This is a genomic window from Microvirga sp. CF3062 (genome assembly GCF_036314045.1).
Taxonomy (GTDB): domain Bacteria; phylum Pseudomonadota; class Alphaproteobacteria; order Rhizobiales; family Beijerinckiaceae; genus Microvirga.
Genome location: NZ_JAYGGN010000002.1, coordinates 477,445 through 491,208, shown reverse-complemented (window position 1 = coordinate 491,208; position 13,764 = coordinate 477,445). Strand labels below are relative to the sequence as shown.

At 61.7% G+C, this 13,764-nt stretch carries 21 protein-coding genes and 2 pseudogenes; 10 read left to right on the top strand and 13 right to left on the bottom strand.

Going from position 1 to position 13,764, the window contains the following annotated elements; all coding sequences use genetic code 11:
* Positions 1-135: 135 nt before the first annotated feature.
* The 8 genes from VB618_RS05865 to VB618_RS05830 all read right to left on the bottom strand — a co-directional run bounded on the left by VB618_RS05865 (position 136) and on the right by VB618_RS05830 (position 5,131).
* Positions 136-588 carry a response regulator gene (locus VB618_RS05865; protein WP_329795706.1) on the bottom strand — a complete coding sequence of 151 codons (453 nt, stop codon included), beginning with the start codon at positions 586-588 and terminating at the stop codon, positions 136-138.
* Between the two features lie 80 nt (positions 589-668).
* On the bottom strand, positions 669-1,709 hold the full coding sequence (locus tag VB618_RS05860) for a UV damage endonuclease UvsE (RefSeq protein WP_442931681.1): 1,041 nt from the start codon (positions 1,707-1,709) through the stop codon (positions 669-671).
* A gap of 49 nt (positions 1,710-1,758) precedes the next feature.
* On the bottom strand, positions 1,759-2,112 hold the full coding sequence (locus tag VB618_RS05855) for a response regulator (RefSeq protein WP_329795628.1): 354 nt from the start codon (positions 2,110-2,112) through the stop codon (positions 1,759-1,761).
* A 397-nt stretch (positions 2,113-2,509) separates the two neighbouring features.
* Entirely contained in the window at positions 2,510-3,256 is a 747-nt protein-coding gene (locus VB618_RS05850) for a hypothetical protein (RefSeq protein WP_329795627.1), read from the bottom strand.
* 21 nt (positions 3,257-3,277) lie between these two features.
* On the bottom strand, positions 3,278-3,700 hold the full coding sequence (locus VB618_RS05845; protein ID WP_329795626.1) for a DUF3618 domain-containing protein: 423 nt from the start codon (positions 3,698-3,700) through the stop codon (positions 3,278-3,280).
* Entirely contained in the window at positions 3,697-4,089 is a 393-nt protein-coding gene (locus VB618_RS05840; protein ID WP_329795625.1) for a phage holin family protein, read from the bottom strand. The genes VB618_RS05845 and VB618_RS05840 overlap by 4 nt, the downstream gene beginning before the upstream one ends.
* A gap of 11 nt (positions 4,090-4,100) precedes the next feature.
* Positions 4,101-4,637, bottom strand: a complete 537-nt coding sequence (locus VB618_RS05835; RefSeq protein WP_329795624.1) for a hypothetical protein — start codon at positions 4,635-4,637, stop codon at positions 4,101-4,103.
* 107 nt (positions 4,638-4,744) lie between these two features.
* Positions 4,745-5,131: a helix-turn-helix domain-containing protein gene (locus VB618_RS05830; RefSeq protein ID WP_329795623.1), complete on the bottom strand. Its 387-nt coding sequence runs from the start codon at positions 5,129-5,131 to the stop codon at positions 4,745-4,747.
* Between the two features lie 128 nt (positions 5,132-5,259).
* Here VB618_RS05830 and VB618_RS05825 point away from each other — a divergent pair, with 128 nt between their 5' ends.
* The 3 genes from VB618_RS05825 to VB618_RS05815 all read left to right on the top strand — a co-directional run bounded on the left by VB618_RS05825 (position 5,260) and on the right by VB618_RS05815 (position 6,955).
* Positions 5,260-5,991, top strand: coding sequence for a LuxR family transcriptional regulator (locus VB618_RS05825; RefSeq protein ID WP_329795622.1), 732 nt, complete (start codon positions 5,260-5,262; stop codon positions 5,989-5,991).
* Between the two features lie 84 nt (positions 5,992-6,075).
* A complete protein-coding gene (locus VB618_RS05820; protein WP_329795621.1) occupies positions 6,076-6,720 on the top strand; it encodes an acyl-homoserine-lactone synthase in 645 nt (214 codons plus the stop codon).
* A 37-nt stretch (positions 6,721-6,757) separates the two neighbouring features.
* Entirely contained in the window at positions 6,758-6,955 is a 198-nt protein-coding gene (locus tag VB618_RS05815) for a hypothetical protein (RefSeq protein WP_329795619.1), read from the top strand.
* A 74-nt stretch (positions 6,956-7,029) separates the two neighbouring features.
* Here the strand turns inward: VB618_RS05815 and VB618_RS05810 are convergent, their stop codons facing one another.
* Entirely contained in the window at positions 7,030-7,524 is a 495-nt protein-coding gene (locus VB618_RS05810; protein ID WP_329795618.1) for a YciE/YciF ferroxidase family protein, read from the bottom strand.
* A 148-nt stretch (positions 7,525-7,672) separates the two neighbouring features.
* Here VB618_RS05810 and VB618_RS05805 point away from each other — a divergent pair, with 148 nt between their 5' ends.
* Positions 7,673-7,924, top strand: a complete 252-nt coding sequence (locus VB618_RS05805; RefSeq protein WP_329795705.1) for a YgaP-like transmembrane domain — start codon at positions 7,673-7,675, stop codon at positions 7,922-7,924.
* Positions 7,925-7,984: 60 nt separating this feature from the next.
* On the opposite strand, the gene VB618_RS05800 is transcribed toward VB618_RS05805, so the two are convergent.
* Positions 7,985-8,251 (bottom strand): GlsB/YeaQ/YmgE family stress response membrane protein, encoded by a 267-nt coding sequence (locus tag VB618_RS05800; RefSeq protein WP_329795617.1) that lies wholly within the window; start codon positions 8,249-8,251, stop codon positions 7,985-7,987.
* A gap of 146 nt (positions 8,252-8,397) precedes the next feature.
* On the opposite strand from VB618_RS05800, the gene VB618_RS05795 reads away from it, so the two are divergent.
* Positions 8,398-8,565 (top strand): hypothetical protein, encoded by a 168-nt coding sequence (locus VB618_RS05795; RefSeq protein ID WP_329795616.1) that lies wholly within the window; start codon positions 8,398-8,400, stop codon positions 8,563-8,565.
* Positions 8,566-8,649: 84 nt separating this feature from the next.
* Positions 8,650-8,721: pseudogene (locus VB618_RS05790) on the top strand (hypothetical protein); the annotation flags it as partial.
* Between the two features lie 142 nt (positions 8,722-8,863).
* Here the strand turns inward: VB618_RS05790 and VB618_RS05785 are convergent.
* Positions 8,864-9,319 (bottom strand): hypothetical protein, encoded by a 456-nt coding sequence (locus VB618_RS05785; RefSeq protein ID WP_329795710.1) that lies wholly within the window; start codon positions 9,317-9,319, stop codon positions 8,864-8,866.
* 129 nt (positions 9,320-9,448) lie between these two features.
* Here VB618_RS05785 and VB618_RS05780 point away from each other — a divergent pair, with 129 nt between their 5' ends.
* A complete protein-coding gene (locus VB618_RS05780; protein ID WP_329795615.1) occupies positions 9,449-10,282 on the top strand; it encodes a LytTR family DNA-binding domain-containing protein in 834 nt (277 codons plus the stop codon).
* A 50-nt stretch (positions 10,283-10,332) separates the two neighbouring features.
* On the opposite strand, the pseudogene VB618_RS05775 reads toward VB618_RS05780, so the two are convergent.
* Positions 10,333-10,548 (bottom strand): annotated as a pseudogene (locus VB618_RS05775) (pyruvate kinase alpha/beta domain-containing protein); the annotation flags it as partial.
* Positions 10,549-10,825: 277 nt separating this feature from the next.
* On the opposite strand from VB618_RS05775, the gene VB618_RS05770 reads away from it, so the two are divergent.
* Together VB618_RS05770 and VB618_RS05765 are read left to right on the top strand one after the other, a co-directional pair.
* Positions 10,826-11,242, top strand: a complete 417-nt coding sequence (locus tag VB618_RS05770; RefSeq protein ID WP_329795613.1) for a plasmid mobilization protein — start codon at positions 10,826-10,828, stop codon at positions 11,240-11,242.
* Positions 11,239-12,558 carry a relaxase/mobilization nuclease domain-containing protein gene (locus tag VB618_RS05765; protein ID WP_329795612.1) on the top strand — a complete coding sequence of 440 codons (1,320 nt, stop codon included), beginning with the start codon at positions 11,239-11,241 and terminating at the stop codon, positions 12,556-12,558. Before VB618_RS05770 ends, VB618_RS05765 begins: the two co-directional genes overlap by 4 nt.
* A gap of 19 nt (positions 12,559-12,577) precedes the next feature.
* Here VB618_RS05765 and VB618_RS05760 read toward each other — a convergent pair whose 3' ends face one another.
* Entirely contained in the window at positions 12,578-12,805 is a 228-nt protein-coding gene (locus tag VB618_RS05760; RefSeq protein WP_329795611.1) for a hypothetical protein, read from the bottom strand.
* 548 nt (positions 12,806-13,353) lie between these two features.
* On the opposite strand from VB618_RS05760, the gene VB618_RS05755 reads away from it, so the two are divergent.
* Positions 13,354-13,533, top strand: coding sequence for a hypothetical protein (locus VB618_RS05755; RefSeq protein WP_329795610.1), 180 nt, complete (start codon positions 13,354-13,356; stop codon positions 13,531-13,533).
* The last annotated feature ends 231 nt before the right edge of the window (positions 13,534-13,764 follow it).

Below are 13,764 nucleotides of genomic sequence, written 5' to 3'. Positions count from 1 at the left end.
GGCTCGAAAAGCATATTGACCAACCTTCGGTCGGACATTCCGGAGCGTGTTCACAGACTCCGGCCCCCTGATGAAGGTCAATTCCGGCAGAGCTTATGTCCGCTCAACGCCGTCAGCAAGATCGAGTTCAGGAATTTAGGCTGTTTTCGGAAAAGGCAGGATGTTGGAATCTCGCTCCGTGGGCTGCCGTGTGGTTTCAGCAACATAGAACAGGCGCTTCCTGCGCTCCGCAGCGGAAACCACATGGGAGACGATCGCCTCGTTCGGGCACGGTTTTGCTAGGAAGGCGGCTCCGGGCGGAAGATCCCCTGCCGAGGGCCATTGCCGCCCCGACATGATCAGAAGTTCAATTCCAGGCCAGAGCTCATGCACGCGGTGAGCCAATTCGAAGCCGCTGCAGCCTGTCGGCATATCCACATCCGTGAGAAGCACGTCAACCCGCAGTCCCGCCTCCATCAGCACCAAAGCTTCGGAACCGTTGGCCGCCTCGACAACCCTGAAGCCGGCATCTTCGAGAAGCTCGGACAGGAAAAGACGGATCAAGGGCTCGTCTTCAACCAAAAGGACTGTGGAATGGGTAGGCAACATCACTTCGTGACTCGCGATACAATACCCGACAACGACTCCTGGTTAGGTTGGTTCCACCGGCTCCGAGAGTTCATGAAACTTTATCCTGTTGCACGAAGGCTGGATTGTCGTCTTTCCACATGCTGCGCCAAGCCCTCGGTCGCAATGTTCTTCAGCTTCGCCTCGATCTCGAAATCGGACCATGAGAGATGGCGCATCACCAGATCGTTGACGGCCTCATTCCACATCAGGTCCGAGTGACCACGCAGATCTTTCGGCTTGATCCCCGATGCAACGAGCGCCTTGAAATCGGGAAGGCTGCGGATGTCGTAATCCGGAAGAAGGTTCTCTCGGGACACGCTGACATGGCTCACCGGCCTCACACCGCGCCAGGATGCGATGATCAGGCCAATGCGCGGATCGTCCGGCTCGATATACTCGCCCTGGCTCATGATCCAGTGATGATGAAGGTCGAGAACGAGCGGCACGTCATCCACGAGCGGCAGGAGATCATCGAGACCGAAGCTCACCTCGTCGTTCTCGATGGTGATCAGGTTGCGTGCGGTCCGTGACAGGTGCGCAAGGCCGCTCCGGACTCCTTCTGCACCCAACGCCTTCGCGCCGCCATGGATGTTGATGTGAGCCCCGTGCGGATGCCACCCCTGGCCGTAGCCCATGAGAGCCATGACCTCGGCATGATATTCGAATTCCGCAATGCCATTGGCGGCGGCTGAGGGATTGGCGGAGGCGATCACGCAGAACTGGCCTGGATGCATGCTCAGGCGCACATCCCTGTCCCGTGCGAGGCGCCCTGCCTGTGTAAGCTTCGTCTCGATCAGGTTGCGCAGATCAGGATCGCGATAGAACTCCCGGCAGCTTGCATGGGTATAGCCGGGAAGCAGGTCGCTGGACAGGCGGTGGAGACGTTCCGGCTTCGGCCTTCCGGCTACATGTTCGATCTGGAGCCGGAAAGCTTCCAGGTTGTGAGAGACCACAGCCGCAAGCTTCTCGTAGGCAAGCCTCGGCTCGAGACGGCTCAAGTAAGCCATCGTCACAGTCGACGTATTCATAGCCCGTGCATCCTGCGCCGAGCCGTCTTCGGGAATGTACTTGCAGCAGAAGCCGAACCGGAAGTCTTGCATGATGGGGGAAGTCACCGAACGAGGACAGGTTCCTCGGCCTCTCGCGTCATCAGCAAGGGAGGAGATTGGGAACGGCGTGCTCGACGGTTTTCAGCAGAACCTTCTCCTCGAAGGGCTTTGCCACGAAAGCGGCCTGCTGCAAGGGCTGGGGCAAATCGGACGGAGCGGACGCCGACACGAAGACGAACGGGATATGACGCTCCATCAAGGTCTCGGCCACGCCGAAGCTCTTGCCGCCGATCACGTCGATATCGAGGAGCGCGCAATCGAACCTGTCGTCGAGGTGCTGATAGGCTTCGGCAAGGGAGCTGATGGAATCAACAATCTCATGCCCATCAGCCTCCAGAATGGCCTGCAAATCAAAAGCGATCGCCGGATCGTCTTCCAGGATCAGAATACGCATGCCCCAACTCCCACCATCTGATGCCTGAAAAGGATCATCTTTCGCGCAGAGCCTCTGGGATAGGAAATTGGCCCTGTTAAGAGCCAACAAGCTCAGAGGCGCCTCGTTCCTGAAGGGCCCTGTGTAGATAAGGAATTTAGAGGAACAGGGTTAAGAAATTTCCTCATCCTCTTGAATCCAGGACAGATCGATCCCATCTCAAGATCACACTGGCGGCATTCGTGCCCACCAGAAGCGGTCACGATGCCGAGATGATGACGCCGGATGTACGCGCATCACCTCGCCGTGGCCGTTATCATTTTTACGGGACTGTTGAGATCTCATCGATTACTGCAAGGCCGAATGGAAAGGGCGCCGGTTTTCACCGGCGCCCTTTCCATTCGTCTAAAGCCTTGTGTCAGTGGCGATTGGCGTCACGCTGGCCGCTGAATTCGCTGTCATGACGGCTGAACTGTGCGTCGTCGCCATTGAACGTCTCCTCGACATATTCACGGCCACGGCTGGCAGCGTCACGCGCATAGCGGAGACCTTGGTTGCGAACCTCGTCTGCCCATTCGCCGAACATCTCGTTCTCGCGGCGGGTGCGGGGCAGAAGAGCCCCAAGAAGCAGGCCAGCCGCGAGGCCGACGAGACCCACCACCATCGGATTCTCGGACACATAGCTCTGAACGCCGCCGCGTGCATTGCCGAAAGCCCGCGAGGAGCGGCCGCCCATCTGATTCATGCGCCGGCGCTGCTGTGAATACGTACCAGAGGCCCAGTCGGAGGCGCGCTCGTATGTATCCTTTGCCCACTCGGAAGCATCCTCGTAGACATCCTCGGCCTTCTGACGCACCTGATCGGCCGCCTGTTGCGCCTTGTCCGTCATACCGCCCTGGTCCTGCGCATTCCGCTGCGAGGACTGGCCCGAGGCCTGTCCTGAGGATTGACCGGGCGAGGAGGCCTTGGACTGGCCTGCAGATTGTGCGCCGCCCGTTGCCGATCCGGCGCCCTGAGCGGATTTCTGGTCATGTGCGTGAGGCATCGGAGCCTCACCGATATTGCCGACTGAAGTGCCTGCGGAAACCTTGCCCGCCGTGCCAGTGTCGTTGCCGCTCTGCTTGTCCGCTCCCGGCTTGCCGGTATCGTTCTTCGTATTTGCCATGGAAAGCTCCTGTTCGATTCTTCAGTAACGGGAATTCATGCCGGGCCGCTCGAACATGGGGTCCGTTGCGGGCTGGTGAACGGCCTCTGTTCCGTACAGACGAGGATCCTCCACCTCCATCAGCAGATGCTCCTCCGTGATGAGATCCTCATCGGCCGCGATCAGCGGAGCAGGGCGCACGGGACGCGTTGGGCGACCCAGGCGATAGGCCAGAAGCCCGATGCCCATGGCGATCAGCATCACCGGCACCGGATTGCGCCTGACCGTGTCCAGAACCCGGTCATAGAGTGGCCCGTACTGGCCGTTGCGGGCAGTACCGAGCACATCGTCGACAACGCCGGAAACGGTCATCTTGTCCTGAAGGCGATCGATGGTCTGGTCGAGTTGAGCGCGGCTGCGCTCGATGTCCTTCTCCAGTTCCTGCAAACTTTGCGACGTCATCATGCACCTCTTTCAGACAGGACTTCCGCATCGCGCTTGAGCGAGCGCATGGTCCTCTGCGGCGTGAGCGACGACGCTGTCATGGCGTTACGTCCCCACAGCCCGAGGCCGATGGCGATCACAGCCAGAATGCCACCAACGATCAGCGCAGCGAGCGCCTCCGAGTCGACAACAGTCGCCAGCCACTCCACCAGCGACTCGGTCAGCAGCATAACGGCTGCAATCGCGAAGACCGCCGCCGCGACCACCATGGCGAGCCCTATGAAGAGGGTTCGCATGTTCTGGGATATCTCCGTCTTGAAGAGGGTGAATTCCTTCTGTGCGAGATCCGTCGATTCGCGCAGCGCCTCACCGACGAGACCCTGGATGGTTTGGTTGCCGTTACCCTGCATGACCGCCTCCATCAGGTGCTGGCTTTGGCGCGCGAGCGTTGCTCGCCCTGCTGACCCTGCTGGCGCGCGCGGCCTTGGCCGCCCTGAGCCGAACCGGCATTCATGCGGTCGTAACGCAGTTCCTCGGCCGTGCTCTTGATGAAGCGCGCGGCGAGAAAGCCGACCGCCACGGAAACCGCAGCCACCGTCGCAGGCCGACGGCGCACCACACCCTCGAACTCGTTGAAGAAGTCGGCAAAGGTCCGTTCGCGGATCGAATCCGCCAGTTGCTCCAGCCCCTCGGCCGCCGTGTCGACAACGGCGCGGATATTCGGCCGTTCGTCGAAGGAATGAGTGGATTCACGCAGCGTCGTGGCAAAATCGGCGACCGACTGCGCCACGTCGTCCTTGCGGCGGTCGACGTAATCCGTCGCCTGCTCGCGCGCGCTGTCGATGAAGTAGCGGCTGCGCTCCGCGGCGGCGCCTGCGATATCGCCGACATCGCCCTTCAGCGCATCCCAATCCTCGTTGCCGTTGTCCTGCTGCCTGTTGGTGTCTTGCTGTCCCACGCCCATGGTCAACCTCTCTCAATCGTGAGGGAGTAACCACTAGAAGCGCAGCAGGTTCCGAACGCCCCTTGAAACCAAGTCCTTAGGGGCGGAGCCCGTTTCCGGCCCTAGCTGACCGAGGCAAGCCAATCGACGAGATCAGCGACTTTCCTGCGGGCCTCGTCATCCTTGAGACGCAGGAAGCCGCGCACCAGCCGGTCGCTTTCCGATCGGGTCAGAAACTCGGCCATGAGGCTGTCTCCGGAGAACCCACCTGCCCGCAGTCCTGGGAGGCCCTCAAAGAAGAACTCGATGCTCACGTCGAGAATGCCGGCAATCTGGAGCAGGCGGCTGGCGCCGATGCGGTTCGTGCCCTTCTCGTATTTCTGAACCTGCTGAAAGGTAAGCCCCAAGGCGTCCGCGAGCCGTTCCTGGCTCATGCCAAGCATGGTCCGCCGGGCCCTCACCCGGCTGCCAATATGCCTGTCGATGTGGTTAGGCGCCTTCTTCTGCAAGCCCCGCTCCTGCCTCTGATAAACCCTGCCTTTTCTATGCCAACTCTAAAACTTTTGGTAGTATTATATCTCAAAACAACCTTAAGGTTTAGAACCTGCTTGGGATAAGACCTGCTTGGGAGAAGCCCGTGAGTGGCCGCAGCCTTGACCATACGGTACAAGCATTCGAGTTCATCGAGGAGCTCGACCGCCTGGCAACGCCCCAGGCGATCATCGATGCGATGGAGCGCTCCTTTGCCCAGTACGGGTTCGAGAACTTCATCATGACCGGACTGCCTCATCCGGAGCAGCGGATCGAAGGCCTGGTCCTGCTCAAGAAATGGCCCCTTGGCTGGTACGAGCGCTACACGCGAAACAGCTACGACCGGCACGATCCCGTGATCCACCTGTGCCGCAGGACCGTCCAGCCCTTCGAATGGGGCGAAGCCCGCTATGATCCTGATACGAACCCCAAGGGGCAAGAAATCATGCAGGGGGCAGCCGATTTTGGCATGCGGCAGGGCTATTGCCTGCCGATTCATGGCTTGAACGGCTTCGAGGCCTGCCTCTCCATGAGCGGTCCCGACCTTGACCTGACACCCCAGACCAAGCCGGCCATTCACCTGATGGCCATGTATGCCTTCGAGCGTGCCCGGCTCGTCCTGGCTCCCGCGCCACGGCCCAACCCGCTGACGAACCGCGAGCGGGAAGCGCTGCGCTGGGCAGCCTTAGGAAAGTCTGCTGCCGATACCGGAGAGATTCTTGGGGTGACAGAGCGTACGATCACGGCTCACATCGGCAGCGCCTGCGCCAAGCTGACCGCCGCCAACAAGACCCATGCGGTTGCCAGGGCTCTTCAGCACCGACTCATCGAGATCTGACGCAGAAGCACCTGTAATTTCCTACAATATTCAAACCTAGCCGATCATGGACACTGCTCTCCGGAAAAGCGGAGGGCATGGGGTTTGACCTCAATTCACGTCATCACTGATAAGAACAAAGCTGGATATGAAACGATCCTCGACGAGTATTTCCGTCTGAGACACGACATCTTCGTGGGTGAACGGGGGTGGCGCGATCTCGAACGGCCGGACCGGCGAGATATGGATGCCTACGACAACGAACAAGCAACCTATCTGGTAGCGCTCGATGGTGGGCGTGTCATTGGGGGCTTGAGACTTTACCCGACGCTGCTGCCCCACATGATCAGCGAGGCATTTGCCCATCTGATCAGAGGCCGTGATGTACTCTCCGGCTCCACAATCCTCGAGTGCACCCGGTACTTCATCGTCAGAGAACGGCGCATGGGCCGCACGGATTGCCGCCTTCTGGCTGCTTTCCAGCAATTCTGTCTTGAGGAGGGAATTACGGAGGTCACCGCCGTGGTCGAGATGTGGCGGCTGCCGCGCTGGCAGCAGGCAGGGTTCAAGGTCCGCCCTCTAGGGCTGCCGACCATGGTCGAAGGCCAAACCTGCATTGCCGCTGCCATCCAGATTTCGGACGATAGTCTGAGGCATGTCAGCCGGCTGGCTGGCCTGCGCGGGTCATGCCTGGTGCGCGGCACCGGAGTGTCCAACCTTGTCGATCGGGTGCCCCATGTCGCTGCCTGACGATATCCCTCCTGTCGCCTCCTTCGTCCGGGAGGAAATGATTGACGCAGCCCCCCAGACCCTGGCGGACTGCCTCTCTCACCTGCCGCCGGTCGTGCGGCTGAGGCTTCTGGCCTTCATGCATCTTGTCGAAGATCCGGCTGCCATGAAAGCCGCGCTCGAGATTACCCCGTCAGGCTCCATGCGCCTGACCCTGGACGCGGCTGTAACGCCCTGCCCGACCCATCATCACTGAGCCTCACGCCTCCAGAGGCTCAAAAGAAAACCCCGCGCTCCCAGGCGCGGGGTTTTCAGCCTCGGACGAAAGTGTCAGGCGGCCTTGGTGTTGACGCGCGCCTCGGCGAGCTGGGTCAGAAGCTGATCGGTCTTCTTCTCCTCCTGAAGGTTCTGATCCAGGAGCTTGGCGGCATCGCCCATGCCTAATTCCTGAGCCCACGTCTTCAGGGAGCCGTAGCGGGTGATCTCGTAGTGTTCCACGGCCTGGGCGGCGGCCAGGATGCCAGCATCGAGCGCCTCGCTGTCGGCGAAGTCTTCCATGACTTCCTTGCCTTCCTCGATGATGCCGTTGATGGCTTCGCACTGCACGCCGCGGGCCGGCTTGCCCAGCATCTCGAACACCTTCTCCAAGCGCTCGATCTGGCCTTCCGTTTCTTCCCGATGGGTCTCAAAAGCTTGCCGCAGCTCTTCCGACTCGGCGGCCTTCGCCATTTTCGGAAGCGACTTTAGAATCTGTTTCTCGGCATAGAAGATGTCCTTCAGGGTGTGAAGGAACAGGTCGTTCAGGGTCTTTTCCTTGGCTGGCATGGTGACAACTCCTTAGTTGAGGCGTGGACTCAACGGAGGCCAAGCTTGGAGGTTCCGCGACTCTCTCGGGGACTTTTTTCGAAGGGGAACAACACCGCTCCGCGTCGCGTTCGGCCCATGCCAATTGAGGAGAAATGACGTGACCAACATGATATCGGCCAAGGCCGGATCACTGATGAATGGACAGCCCAATCTCAGCACCACGGAACGCAGCGTCTACATGCTGGCCGGCCTCGGTCTTGCGGCCGCAGCCGCCAAGCCCCGCCCCAACCCGCTCCTGAACATCCTGGCGCTTGCAGGCGGATCCTATCTGGCTTGGCGTGGCTACGCAGGCCAATGCCCCGTCAAGGCGGCCCTGACGGGTTCTTCCGAGAACGGTCGTCTTACCCACCACGGCTAAAGACAAGGGGCCACAGCGGAAACTGTGGCCCTTCTATTTTTGTCTTCAAGGTGGGCGTGATCAGTACGTCGAGCTCGAACGGCGCCCGGCGATCAGACCATAGATGAAGAGCACGACGATGGCGCCGACGATGGCACCGATGAAGCCTGCCCCTTCATCCGCCCGGTACCAGCCCAAAGCCTGCCCGAGATAGGTCGCGACCAATGCGCCGATGATACCGAGAATCGTCGTCATGATGAAACCCGATGGCTCGTTCCGGCCCGGCATGATCCATTTCGCGATCAAACCAGCCACGAAGCCGATGATGATGGTCCAGATGATGCTCATGAGAGAGTCCCTGTGAGTGTTGCCTCCACAGGGAACGCACATCTTCGGCTAAGGTTGCGGCGGAGAACTTTCCTGGATCCACTTTTTCATGATCTCGCCGCACTTAAAGGCGACGCTTGCAGGCCATTCCATGGGAGGCGTCTGCCATGAACTCTGTCGGTGGCCATTGGAACTACGAAGCCGTGCAAGCCCTTCTGGCCATGGCCAGGGAAGGCGTTCCGGTTTCGGTGATCAGCCTGAAGCTGAAGCGGTCGATCATGGAGGTTCGAGCCAAGCTGGACGATCTCGGTGTCACGCCGGCGGCGGAGGTGTAAGCCGCGGAATTCGAGAAAAGTCATCGCCCATGAAGGCTCCGGCGGAGGCATGGAGCCTCACTGGCCACGTCAGGATCGGGCGATGTGCTGGCGGGGATCGTCAGCGGCCTCTGCGCCCGCGGCGCCGATCCGCTGACGGCGGCATTATGGGGCGTTCACCTGCACGGCGAGGCGGGACGGCGGCTTTTTCGTCAGCGCTGGCCGCGTCGGCTTCTTCGCCAGAGAGCTTATCGATCTTGTGCCGAGGATCATGGGCGGCGCCTGACTTCCGCGCGCCGCCCGGTCGGCCTTACCGCCCCTACTGGGGCTGGGCTTGATAGGTTGACGGCCTCCGCTGCACCACCATCGGGAAGAGCTGGCCACCATGATAGGTCACGGTCCCGCACATCCGATCCGCTTTCGCCGAAAGCTTGCCGTCGAACAGGACGTCGCCTTCGCGGGAGGCAACGACCATATGGATGGTGTTGCCGGTCAGCGTGATCTTGCGGACGACGACAGGCGCGGTGGCTACCGGCGTCAGCGATCCGCCATAGGAACCGTCCACCAAACCGATCGAAAGGAGGCCGAAGCTCGGCCTTCCGCTCACATCCATCAGGAAGTCCCAATTACCGTGGAGGCTCGGGGTCTCGGCACCGGCCGGAGTGGCATCCGTGCCGCAATTCACGGCAATGGTAGTGGTGGATGCGGGCTGTGCGGCAGCCATGATGGGAGTGGCGAAGGCGGCAAGCAGGGCTAGCGTCATCAAACGCTTCATCTTCATTCTCCATGTTCGGATGGGGTTGGGGCGCTGGTCGCCCGGTGGCGACCGTCATCGCCAAGCTCCGCCGCCTCGACAAGCCGGGCTTTCGCCAATAGGCTCGGGTTTTTCGTGAATGTAGGTACGATGCAGTTCACGCAGCGCCAACGACTTTTCCCCGGAAGATTGCGACTCTTGCTTGCCGCGATTTTGGTCGGTCTGCTGCTCGGCTTTGCCGGGCCCTTCGGCTCCTACCCGGCCTTCCCCGCCCTAACCCGCTACGTCTATTGGCTGGGGCTCACCGTGGCGGGGGTCATGACTGCTGCTGCTGTGGATGCGGTCCTGCCCTCGACGCGCCTTCGATCGCGCGCGCGCCGCATCGGCGCCGTCGCCTTGGTATCTGCGCTGCCGATGACGTTCGTCGTCACCTGGGCTATTTCTCTCGTTCAGCAGGGGCGCTTCTTCACGCCGCAGCAGCTGCCGGCACTTTTTGCAGCCGTCGCGACGGTTCAGCTCCTGATCGTTTACGTGATAACCACCGCGACGCCCACCGTCGACAACGGCGCGGCACCGGACCGTCAGCTGCCCTTGCCAGGGCGCAGTGGAGAGGCGGCAACCCCAGTTCTCCCCTCCCCCCTGCTGGTCCGGCTGCCGCCCGGCATCGGCAGCGACGTAATCGCGATCGAGACCGAAGATCATTATCTTCGCGTTCATACGAGCGCGGGAAGCGCCCTGATCCTGATGCGGATGGCGGATGCAGTGGCCTTGCTCGATCCGCGCCTGGGTGCGCAGGTCCATCGCCGCTGGTGGGTCGCGGAAAGAGCCGTTGCGCACGTGCAGAGGGACGGGCAGAAGCTCTGCCTCGGCCTGACCAACGGTATTGTGGTTCCAGTCGGCAGAACCTTCTCGGGGATGGCAAGAGCGAGGTTCGCGTGTGCCTGCAGGATCGACTCTTTGCAGGCGGACGAGGTCCCGCTTTAGCGGGGCAGGCGCCTAGGCCTTCGCCTTGTGCCGTTCCAACTCATCGCCGATCAGGCGGGCGACGTTGGTGGAGCCGGGGGGCCGAAGGGAATCCTGGCGGTGATGATGATGCGCTGGCCGCCTTTGGCGATGCCGTGACGGAGCGCCATGCGCTTGGCTTTTGCGATCATTTCCTCGAAGCTAGCGACGTCCCGCGTCCGCACCGCATGGGCACCCCAGAGCAGGCCCATCTTGCACGCGCGTGAAGGTGAACGCGTCGCCAAGGTCCTCGGGCACGCGGCGTACGTACTGGTACACGCCGTTGCGGGTGGTGATGTGGTTCGGGATCACGCTCCCGTCAGCTATCTTATGCAGGACATTATGCATTCGGGCCGGTGACAACCGGGCCGAATGGCCTGCTGACGAGAAAAAGCAAAGACTTACCCGCACATGCGGCAGGAATGGCGCACCTCGAAGGAGAAAGTTCGAACACTCTCTTCGAAGTGCTGGATGAATGGGAGCGTCATCTCGCACAGCTAGACCCTAAGGGTCTGCGGTGCGACCATGACAAGCCTGCGCCGTGAGTTCCGCAAGTCGGCGGGCGAACAGCCGTCCAAACATCCGCCGCCCTTCTCGCTGCGCCTGACCGCTGCGGAACGGGCGCGGCTGGAAAACGAGGCGGCTGGCAAGTCGCTCGGGGCTTATATCCGCGAACGGCTGCTCGGCGATGATGCCGCGCCTCGCAAGCGCCGGGGCAACAGCCCGATCAAAGACCATGAAGCCCTTGGGCGTGTCCTAGGGGCTTTGGGGCAATCCCGGCTGTCGTCCAACTTGAACCAGCTTGCCAAGGCCGTGAACACGGGCGCGCTGCCCGTCACGCCGGAAACCGAAGCCGAACTGAAAGAAGCTTGCCGCCAGGTGTCCGTCCTGCGGGATGAGTTGCTGCGCGCGCTCGGCAAGTCTCCGGGGGACGGGCCGTGATCCTCAAGGCCAAAGAGCGCGGGGACGGCCCGCAGCTCGCCCGCTACCTGCTGGCGCTGCGCGACAACGATCATGTCGAGCTGCACGAGGTGCGCGGCTTCGTCGCGGATGACCTTCAAGGTGCGTTCGGCGAAGCCGACGCCATCGCCAAGGGCACTCGCTGCAAGAACTACCTGTTTTCGGCGAGCCTTAACCCGCCGCAATATGCACAGGTGGCGGTTGAGGATTTCGAGAAGGCTATTGCCGACATAGAGCGCAAGCTCGGCCTGGAAGGCCAGCCGCGCGCCATCGTCTTCCACGAGAAGGACGGGCGGCGTCATGCTCATGTCGTCTGGTCCAGGATCGACCCGCAGCGCATGCGCGCGATCAACCTGCCCCACTACAAGGCAAAGCTGCGCGACGTATCCCGCAGCCTATACCTTGAACACGGCTGGGACATGCCGCGCGGCTTGCAGGACCGTAGCCTGCGCGATCCGCTGAACTTCACCCGTGAAGAATGGCAACAAGCAAAGCGCGCCGGACTCGATCCGCGCGAGCTTAAGGCCGTCTTTGCGCAATGCTGGAAGGCTTCCGACAATAAGGCGTCATTCGAGCGGGCACTCAGGGAACGCGGTTTCTGGCTCGCCAAGGGCGACCGGCGCGGGTTCGTGGCCGTCGATTATCGTGGCGAGGTCTATTCGCTGTCCCGCTATGCCGGGGTGAAGACGAAAGACCTTGAAGCAAGGCTTGGCGGCGATCTCCGTTCGGTTGCCGAGACCAAGGCCGAGGTGGTGGGCAGCATCACCCGCAAGCTCGAAGCCTTTATTAAGGATGCCGAGCGCCAGGCGCGGCAGCGCGAGGCCGTTGTCGCGTTCCGCAAAACGGAAATGGTCGCCCGCCATCGGGATGCGCGGGAGCTTCTATGGGCTGCGCATGAGCAGCGCTGGCAGGCCGAAACCCGGCAACGGGCGCAGCGATTGCCGAAGGGCTTCTCCGGCATCTGGCATCGCCTGACGGGGCAATATTCCAGGATTAAGGCGCGGAACGAAATGGGGTCGCTCGAAGCCTACCGCCGCGACCGCGCGGAGAAGGATGCTCTGATATTCAAACAGATTGAGGAGCGGCAGGCCCTGCAACGAGACATGCAGGCGCAACGCGCGATGGCGCAGCAAGAGCTGTTGCGGCTGCGTGAAGATGTCATCCGCTATCAGAACCTCGACCGCGACGAGGAGAACGATCTGCGTTTCCGCGACCGCGATAAAGACGACGGAGCAGAAACGCGCAGGCGTCCGCGCCCGGAGCGTCCCCATCGCCACAGGCGCAGCTTCGACCCGTGATGCGAAAAAGGAAGGGCGCTTACGCGCCCTTCCCGGTTTCGGGGGCAGCCTCCAGTGGCGCGCGCAGGACGATACGGCCATTGATCGGGCAGGTCTCAAGCTGGAGCGTGTAGCCCTTCCCGTCCTTGTGCGCCCAGGCAGCGCCGACCTTGTTCCAGTAGGACTTCTCGCCCTTTTGCGCGACGTGCCAGGCGAGGTATTGCGGTGCGCTGACGGCCTGGGTGGTGTTGGTGTTTCTGCGTGCCATGATCTCATCTCCTTGGTTTGGGTTGGCTTGCTAACGCCTTCCCGTTCAGGCCCGAGGCAAGGATCGGGCGTCATGGTCAACACGGCTGGCAGAGCCAGGTGGTGCGGGCAGGCTATTGATGACAGAGCCGCGTCCGGCCAGGGATTCCAGGCGTCCTTGATGCAAGCCACCCAAACAAGAGGATGAGCGGCACCGGGTCAGAAAATTCAGCGGCTGCCCCAAGGCCATCCGCATACGGCGAGGACCGCCATCCGTCGCCAGCAAACTTTCTGGCGATAGTCCGTATCTGTGTCAGGCGTCGGCGCGCTCTTCCAGCGCCACGGGATGGGCGGCAATGGCAAGCGCTGCCTCAGCCGATCAGTTCCGCATCAATCCTGCCGCGCTTCGATGATGCCCGCCTCAAACTGTGAGGCGGTTTCCCGTCTTCTTCCTTCTTCGTTTCAAGCCGACCCTCGATCCATCAGCGCCTTGTCTGGGCCGATGATCATGTGTGCCGGGGCCGAAAGGCCCTGAGTGGTTCGGGGCCTCCTGAAACGAAGGAGGATACGATGAAACTTGTCTCACGCTTCGAAGCGGCACACCGAAGCACCGCCGAATTGAACGGCCTGCTCCGCGAGGCAACCCTTGCCTTTGCCGCCGCACCGCGCAGCTCGCAAGAGCGCCGCGACGCCCTGGCCTCGATACAGAACATCGAGAGCGCGCTGGCGGTACGTCCGCCAAGACTTTAGCCGTTCGCGGCTGGCCTCACAGCCAGCCGCGAACTTTCTGCCCCTGAAAGGGGAACCGCCCTCTTCCTTCCTTTCAAAGCCGGTTGCGCATGCAACCGGACTAGGCCCGCGCCAATGAGCGGGGGGAGGCCGTCAAGACCGCAGCCAGCGGAGGGGGATCACCCGTCCTGCACAAGCCGAAGGCGCGGAAGGACGGGGAAACCGCTGGCTGCGCCCGCAGCGAAGCGGAGG

Excerpts from the sequence above, each read along its gene's own strand:
- VB618_RS05785 (WP_329795710.1), bottom strand. The coding sequence starts at position 9,319 with ATGAAGCGTTTGATGACGCTAGCCCTGCTTGCCGCCTTCGCCACTCCC.
- VB618_RS05795 (WP_329795616.1), top strand. The coding sequence starts at position 8,398 with ATGAACTCTGTCGGTGGCCATTGGAACTACGAAGCCGTGCAAGCCCTT.
- VB618_RS05805 (WP_329795705.1), top strand. The coding sequence starts at position 7,673 with ATGATATCGGCCAAGGCCGGATCACTGATGAATGGACAGCCCAATCTC.
- VB618_RS05800 (WP_329795617.1), bottom strand. The coding sequence starts at position 8,251 with ATGAGCATCATCTGGACCATCATCATCGGCTTCGTGGCTGGTTTGATC.
- VB618_RS05840 (WP_329795625.1), bottom strand. The coding sequence starts at position 4,089 with ATGCAGGGTAACGGCAACCAAACCATCCAGGGTCTCGTCGGTGAGGCG.
- VB618_RS05855 (WP_329795628.1), bottom strand. The coding sequence starts at position 2,112 with ATGCGTATTCTGATCCTGGAAGACGATCCGGCGATCGCTTTTGATTTG.
- VB618_RS05755 (WP_329795610.1), top strand. The coding sequence starts at position 13,354 with ATGAAACTTGTCTCACGCTTCGAAGCGGCACACCGAAGCACCGCCGAA.
- VB618_RS05845 (WP_329795626.1), bottom strand. The coding sequence starts at position 3,700 with ATGATGACGTCGCAAAGTTTGCAGGAACTGGAGAAGGACATCGAGCGC.
- VB618_RS05810 (WP_329795618.1), bottom strand. The coding sequence starts at position 7,524 with ATGCCAGCCAAGGAAAAGACCCTGAACGACCTGTTCCTTCACACCCTG.
- VB618_RS05865 (WP_329795706.1), bottom strand. The coding sequence starts at position 588 with ATGTTGCCTACCCATTCCACAGTCCTTTTGGTTGAAGACGAGCCCTTG.
- VB618_RS05850 (WP_329795627.1), bottom strand. The coding sequence starts at position 3,256 with ATGGCAAATACGAAGAACGATACCGGCAAGCCGGGAGCGGACAAGCAG.
- VB618_RS05860 (WP_442931681.1), bottom strand. The coding sequence starts at position 1,709 with ATGCAAGACTTCCGGTTCGGCTTCTGCTGCAAGTACATTCCCGAAGAC.
- VB618_RS05815 (WP_329795619.1), top strand. The coding sequence starts at position 6,758 with ATGATTGACGCAGCCCCCCAGACCCTGGCGGACTGCCTCTCTCACCTG.
- VB618_RS05770 (WP_329795613.1), top strand. The coding sequence starts at position 10,826 with ATGACAAGCCTGCGCCGTGAGTTCCGCAAGTCGGCGGGCGAACAGCCG.
- VB618_RS05780 (WP_329795615.1), top strand. The coding sequence starts at position 9,449 with ATGCAGTTCACGCAGCGCCAACGACTTTTCCCCGGAAGATTGCGACTC.
- VB618_RS05760 (WP_329795611.1), bottom strand. The coding sequence starts at position 12,805 with ATGGCACGCAGAAACACCAACACCACCCAGGCCGTCAGCGCACCGCAA.